Annotated in this window: 5 protein-coding genes; all 5 read left to right on the plus strand. The window is 64.8% G+C overall.

Going from position 1 to position 6,542, the window contains the following annotated elements; genetic code table 11:
• The first annotated feature begins 433 nt into the window (after nt 1-433).
• The 5 genes from ilvC (at nt 434) to XdyCFBP7245_RS20755 (ending at nt 6,195) form a co-directional block, all read left to right on the plus strand.
• The gene (ilvC, locus tag XdyCFBP7245_RS20735; RefSeq protein ID WP_104617296.1) at nt 434-1,435 is read left to right on the plus strand and encodes a ketol-acid reductoisomerase; all 1,002 of its coding nucleotides are present in this window, start codon (nt 434-436) and stop codon (nt 1,433-1,435) included.
• Between the two features lie 44 nt (nt 1,436-1,479).
• Nucleotides 1,480-3,201, plus strand: coding sequence for an acetolactate synthase 2 catalytic subunit (gene ilvG, locus XdyCFBP7245_RS20740; protein WP_104617297.1), 1,722 nt, complete (start codon nt 1,480-1,482; stop codon nt 3,199-3,201).
• Nucleotides 3,185-3,442, plus strand: coding sequence for an ACT domain-containing protein (locus XdyCFBP7245_RS20745; RefSeq protein WP_104617298.1), 258 nt, complete (start codon nt 3,185-3,187; stop codon nt 3,440-3,442). Before ilvG ends, XdyCFBP7245_RS20745 begins: the two co-directional genes overlap by 17 nt.
• 75 nt (nt 3,443-3,517) lie before the next feature.
• Nucleotides 3,518-4,636 (plus strand): threonine dehydratase, encoded by a 1,119-nt coding sequence (locus XdyCFBP7245_RS20750; RefSeq protein WP_104617299.1) that lies wholly within the window; start codon nt 3,518-3,520, stop codon nt 4,634-4,636.
• The gene (locus tag XdyCFBP7245_RS20755; protein WP_104617300.1) at nt 4,633-6,195 is read left to right on the plus strand and encodes a 2-isopropylmalate synthase; all 1,563 of its coding nucleotides are present in this window, start codon (nt 4,633-4,635) and stop codon (nt 6,193-6,195) included. The genes XdyCFBP7245_RS20750 and XdyCFBP7245_RS20755 overlap by 4 nt, the downstream gene beginning before the upstream one ends.
• The last annotated feature ends 347 nt before the right edge of the window (nt 6,196-6,542 follow it).

Consider the following 6,542-nt stretch of genomic DNA (forward strand, 5'->3'; position numbering starts at 1 on the left):
TTCACCCGCAAGGGTTGACACCCTACCGGCGGCAATGGTTATCTCAGTCCATGCAGCAACGCACCGCCACCACGAACGCTCTGATGTCCGCGCCCTCCGGCGCGTTGGCAGCGTCGCTTCTCGTGCTCGTACTTATTACCTCGCCAACCGGTGCGGGACGAGACTTCGTGTAGGCGACAGACACACAAGGCTTCGATCAGACCCCGCACCGGCAACGGCGCGGGGTTTCGCGTTTCAGGGACCCCCAAAAGTTTCGAATGACATGAACGACAGCACCAATATCGCGCCAACTACTTCCATCAGCGCCAGCAACAGCGCTGCGGCAAGCGTCTACGTGCACGGTGCCCTCGCTCATCCCCGCTTTGCTCGGCCAACCAGCCTCTGCGCTGCCGGCTGATCCCTTTCTCACTGCCAACCCCGCAAGGATTACTTCATGAGCAACGACACCCAACCGAAAATCGCGATCATCGGCTACGGCAGCCAGGGCCGCGCGCATGCGCTGAACCTGCGCGATTCCGGCTTCGACGTCACCGTCGGCCTGCGTCCCGGTGGCCCGACCGAATCCAAGGCGCAGGCCGACGGCTTCACCGTGGTGGCGCCGGCCGACGCGGTGAAGACCGCCGACCTGGTCGCGATCCTGACCCCGGACATGGTGCAGAAGAAGCTCTACGAAGAGGTCATCGCGCCGAACATGAAACAAGGCGCCTGCCTGCTGTTCGCGCATGGTTTGAACGTGCATTTCGACATGATCACCCCGCGCGCCGATCTGGACGTGGTGCTGGTCGCGCCAAAGGGCCCGGGCGCGCTGGTGCGTCGGGAGTATGAAATCGGCCGCGGCGTGCCGTGCATCTATGCGGTGTACCAGGACACCAGCGGCAAGGCCGAGCAGTTTGCGCTGACCTATGCCGGCGGCCTGGGCGGCGCGCGCGCCAACATCATCAAGACCACCTTCAAGGAAGAAACCGAAACCGATCTGTTCGGCGAGCAGGCGGTCCTGTGCGGCGGTGCGTCCTCGCTGGTGCAGGCCGGTTTCGAAGTGCTGGTGGAGGCCGGTTACCAGCCGGAAATCGCGTATTACGAAGTACTGCACGAATTGAAGTTGATCGTGGACCTGTTCTACGAAGGCGGCATCACCCGCATGCTGGAATTCGTGTCCGAAACCGCACAATACGGCGACTATGTCAGCGGCCCGCGCGTGATCGACGCCAGCACCAAGGCGCGCATGAAGGACGTGCTGACCGACATCCAGAACGGCACCTTCACCAAGAACTGGGTGGCCGAATACGAGGCCGGTCTGCCGAACTACACCAAGTTCAAGCAGGCCGACCTGGAACACCCGATCGAGGAAGTGGGCAAGAAACTGCGCGCCAAGATGGTCTGGCTCAACGGCGAACAGCAAGCCGCTGCCGCACCAGCGAATCAACAAGCGGCATAACGCCGCCGCATCCCCCACCGCTTAACACCGAAGGTCCGCAACGCATGAACACCTCCGCACACAGCACGCCCCGCAACGGCGCGCGCTGGCTGACGCAGGCCCTGGAAGCCGAGGGCGTGGAAACGCTGTTCGGTTATCCGGGCGGCACCATCATGCCGTTCTACGACGCCCTGGTGGATTCCAGGCTCAAACACATCCTGGTCCGTCACGAACAGGGCGCCGCCCTCGCCGCCAACGGCTACGCCCGTGCCAGCGGCAAGGTCGGCGTGTGCGTGGCGACGTCCGGCCCGGGCGCGTCCAATCTGGTCACCGGCATTGCAGACGCGATGCTCGATTCGGTGCCGATGGTGTGCCTGACCGGTCAGGTCGCCACACCGCTGCTGGGCACCGATGCGTTCCAGGAACTGGACGTGTTCGGCATGACCATGCCGATCGTCAAGCACAGCTTTCTGGTGCGTAGCGTGGACCAGTTGCCGGAGATGGTGCGCGAGGCGTTTCGCATCGCGCGCGAAGGCCGCCCGGGCCCGGTGTTGATCGACCTGCCGAAGGACGTGCAGATCGCCGACGCCTCGCATCTGCCAGTGCATGTGCCGGCGGCGGTGCTGCCGCCACCGGCACCGGCGGACGCGAAACTGGCCGACGCGCTGGCCGCCATTGCCAGTGCCGAGCGCCCGGTGGTGTACGGCGGCGGCGGGATTGCGCTGGCCAATGCGGTGGACGCATTCCGGCGGTTTGTCGAAGCCACCGGCATCCCGACCGCGCTGACGTTGCGCGGGCTGGGTGCATTGCCGCATGCGCATCCGGATTACCTGGGCATGCTGGGCATGCACGGCACGCGGGCCGCCAATATGGCCATCCAGGAATGCGATCTGTTGGTGGTGGTCGGTGCCCGTTTCGACGACCGCGCCACCGGCAAATTGAGCGAATTCGCACCGTTCGCACGCGTCATCCATCTGGATGCCGATGCGTATGAAATTTCCAAGCTGCGCACCGCCGACGTTGCCGTGCCCGGCGATGTGGCAACCAGCCTCAAGGCCTTGAGCGCAGCACGCGCCAACTGCCAGGCATGGCGTGCGCGCTGTTTTGCCAATCGCGAAAAATTCGCTACCCGCTACGACGCGCCCGGTACCGATATCTACGCACCGGCGCTGCTGAAGCGCCTGAGCGAGGTGGCACCGCCCGATACCATCATCGCCTGCGATGTGGGCCAACATCAGATGTGGGTGGCCCAGCATTGCCGCTTCAACGATCCGCGCAATCACCTCACCAGCGGCGCACTCGGCACCATGGGCTTCGGCCTGCCAGCGGCAATGGGCGCGCAGTTCGCCTGCCCCGATCGCACCGTGGTGCTGGTCTCTGGCGACGGCAGTTTCATGATGAACGTGCAGGAGCTGGTGACCATCGCGCGCTGCAAGCTGCCGGTGAAGATCGTGCTGCTGGATAACAGCTCCCTGGGCATGGTGCGCCAGTGGCAGGAACTGTTCTTTGCCGAGCGCTACAGCGAGATCGATCTGTCCGACAACCCGGATTTCGCCGCGCTGGCGCAGGTGTTCGGTATTCCGGCCAAGCGCATCATCGCGCGTGGCGATGTGGATGCGGCACTGGCGGAGTTGCTGGCCCAGCCGGGCCCCGGCCTGCTGCATGTGACCATCGACGCACGCGCCAACGTGTGGCCGCTGGTGCCGCCCAACAACGCCAATAGCACCATGCTGGACAGCAATCCCGCACATGCGGTCAAGGAGACGACACATGCGTTACCGGCTTGACCTGGTGCTGAAGCCGGCCGAAGGCGCACTGGTGCGCGTGATCGGCATGACCGAGCGCCGCGGGTTTCGCCCGTGCGCCATCCAGGGCGCGGCCGCGCCCGACGATGCCGGTCGCTGGCATCTGCAGCTGGATGTGGACAGCAGCCGGCCGCCGGAAACGCTGCGCCTGCAGCTGGAAAAGGTCTACGACTGCGAGTCGGTGATGATTACGGCGCTGGAATCGGTCGAGGCGGCCGCATGAGCATGCAGACCTCGCGCGACCATCAGACTGCCATCCGGAGGTGTCTTCTTCCGGATCGGCCGTGCGCGTGCCGCAATGCCTGACTCCGGCCGCTCCTCTTCGCAGGAACCAGACGTAGGCGACGTGGCCGTCAGCGTGGCCGACGTGCTGGCCGCGCAAGCGCGTCTGCGCAAGTACCTGTCGCCCACGCCGCTGCACTACGCCGAGCGTTTCGGCGTGTGGCTGAAGCTGGAAAACCTGCAGCGCACCGGCTCTTACAAGGTGCGCGGCGCACTGAATGCACTGCTGGCGGGGCTGGAACGCGACGACGAGCGTCCGGTGATTTGCGCGTCGGCCGGCAACCATGCGCAAGGTGTGGCGTGGTCGGCGTATCGGCTGGGCGTGCAGGCCATCACGGTGATGCCGTACGGCGCACCGCAAACCAAGATCGCCGGCGTCGCGCACTGGGGCGCCACCGTGCGGCAACACGGCAACAGCTACGACGAAGCGTTTGCATTCGCCCGTGAGCTGGCCGACCAGAACGGCTATCGCTTCCTGTCGGCCTTCGACGACCCGGACGTGATTGCCGGGCAAGGCACGGTCGGCATCGAACTGGCCGCGCACGCACCGGATGTGGTGATCGTGCCGATTGGCGGCGGCGGCCTGGCCTCCGGCGTGGCGCTGGCGTTGAAATCGCAAGGCGTGCGCATTGTCGGCGCGCAGGTCGAGGGCGTCGATTCGATGGCGCGTGCGGTGCGCGGCGACTTCCGTGAAATCACCCCCGTCGCCACGCTGGCCGACGGCGTCAAGGTCAAGATTCCCGGCTTCCTGACCCGCCGCCTGTGCGCGAGCCTGCTCGACGACGTAGTGATCGTGCGCGAGGCCGAGCTCCGCGAAACCCTGGTGCGTCTGGCACTGGAAGAACACGTCATCGCCGAAGGCGCCGGCGCTCTGGCATTGGCCGCCGGTCGCCGTGTTGCGGGTAAACGCAAATGTGCGGTGGTCTCTGGCGGTAATATCGACGCAACCGTTCTGGCCGCACTCTTGTCCGAGGTGCGGCCGCGTCCGCCACGCAAACCGCGGCGTCGCAATACCGAGCGACTTCGTAACGAACGTAGTGTCAAGCCTCCACCCCAAACACCCGCTCTTTCCCGCCCATCCGCAGTCGCTTCAACGCCTGTCACCGCCATCGCCGTAGAGGAGTCTTCCTGGTGAACACGACCGTATCCAACCAGACCCCGCGCATCCGAATTTTCGACACCACCCTGCGCGACGGCGAGCAATCCCCTGGCTGCAGCATGACGCCCCAGCAGAAGCTGGTCATGGCGCGCGCGCTGGACGAACTCGGCGTGGACATCATCGAAACCGGCTTCCCGGCCAGTTCCCACTCCGACCGCGAAGCTGTCGCGATGATCGGCCGCGAGCTGCGCCGCCCCACCCTGGCGGTGTTGTCGCGCTGCCTGCAGGCCGATATCGAAACCTCGGCAAAGACGCTGGAAGCTGCGGCCAACCCGCGCCTGCATGTGTTCCTGTCCACCAGCCCGCTGCACCGCGAGCACAAGCTGCGCATGAGCCGCGAGCAGGTGCTGGAGTCGGTGCACAAGCACGTGACGCTGGCGCGCGGTTACATTGATGACGTCGAGTTCTCTGCCGAAGATGCAACCCGTACCGAAGAAGATTTCCTGGCCGAAGTCACCCGTGTGGCGATCGCCGCCGGTGCCACCACGATCAATCTGCCGGACACGGTCGGCTTCACCACGCCGGAAGAAATCCGCGGCATGTTCGCACGGCTGATCGCCAGCGTGGAGGGTGCCGACAAGGTGATCTTCAGCGCGCACTGCCACAACGATCTGGGTCTGGCGGTGGCCAATTCGCTGGCGGCCATCGAAGGCGGCGCGCGTCAGGTGGAATGCACCATCAACGGCATCGGCGAGCGCGCCGGCAACTGCGCACTGGAAGAAATCACCATGGCGCTGAAGGTGCGTGGTGCGTTCTACAACATCGATTCGGCGATCAACACCCCGCGCATCGTGTCGACCTCGCAGTTATTGCAGCGCCTGGTTGGCATGCCGGTGCAGCGCAACAAGGCGGTGGTTGGCGGCAACGCCTTTGCGCACGAATCGGGCATCCACCAGCACGGCATGCTGCGTCACCGCGGCACCTACGAAATCATGCGCCCGGAAGATGTGGGCTGGGAATCGTCGCAGATGGTGCTGGGCCGCCACAGCGGCCGTGCAGCGGTCGAGCAGCGCCTGCGTGCATTGGGCTATTTGCTAGAAGAGGACGAGGTTAAGCTGGTCTTCGAACAATTCAAGGCGCTGTGCGAGAAGCAGCGCGTGGTCACCGACCCCGACCTGCAGGCATTGATGCAGGACGCGACCGTGCAGGAAGGCTACCGTCTGGCTTCGATGACCATCAGCGACGTCGGCAGCCGCGCGAACGCGTTGGTGGAGCTATCGGATCCGGACGGCAATCGGGTGGCGGAAACCGCGCAGGGCAATGGCCCGGTCGATGCCTTGTTCGGTGCATTGGCGTCGGCCACCGGCGTGAAGCTGGAGCTGGACAGCTACCAGGTGCACAGCGTGGGCATCGGCGCGGATGCACGCGGCGAAGCTAGTCTGAGCGTGCGCCACGATGGTGTGGAGTACGAAGGCACCGGCACCAGCAAGGACATCATCGAGGCCAGCGCGCTGGCATGGCTGGACGTGGCCAACCGACTACTGCGTCAACGCGAGCGCGGCGTGGTCGCCGGCAAGACCGCTGCGGTGGCGTAACGCCGCAGCGACTGACAGCTTGCGATAGACCTGACGGCCAGCGGAGCGATCTGCTGGCCGTTTTGGTGTTTGGTGTTTGGTGTTTGGTGTTTGGTGTTTGGTGTTGCAACTTTCTTGCAAGTGCGTCGGGTTGCTGCGAGCGCTTGCACTCGTACCGACACAGAACAACCTCGCACACTAGATCTGCCGGCTTTGTACGAATGCTCCGGTTTGCTGCGGACGCTTGCATGCGTACCAGCGTAGGACACGCCGCAGGTACGTCCATGTAGCAACTGTGTTGGTCAGGACCTCAATCCGCGACCTTTGATCAGTTTCCTTCGGGCGTGTTCATCGGTAGGTGCCGGCCG

The organism is Xanthomonas dyei (assembly GCF_002939865.1).
In the GTDB taxonomy this organism is placed as follows: domain Bacteria; phylum Pseudomonadota; class Gammaproteobacteria; order Xanthomonadales; family Xanthomonadaceae; genus Xanthomonas; species Xanthomonas dyei.

Coding starts and splice junctions, on each gene's coding strand:
- ilvG (WP_104617297.1), top strand. CDS start 1,480: ATGAACACCTCCGCACACAGCACGCCCCGCAACGGCGCGCGCTGGCTG.
- XdyCFBP7245_RS20750 (WP_104617299.1), top strand. CDS start 3,518: ATGCCTGACTCCGGCCGCTCCTCTTCGCAGGAACCAGACGTAGGCGAC.
- ilvC (WP_104617296.1), top strand. CDS start 434: ATGAGCAACGACACCCAACCGAAAATCGCGATCATCGGCTACGGCAGC.
- XdyCFBP7245_RS20745 (WP_104617298.1), top strand. CDS start 3,185: ATGCGTTACCGGCTTGACCTGGTGCTGAAGCCGGCCGAAGGCGCACTG.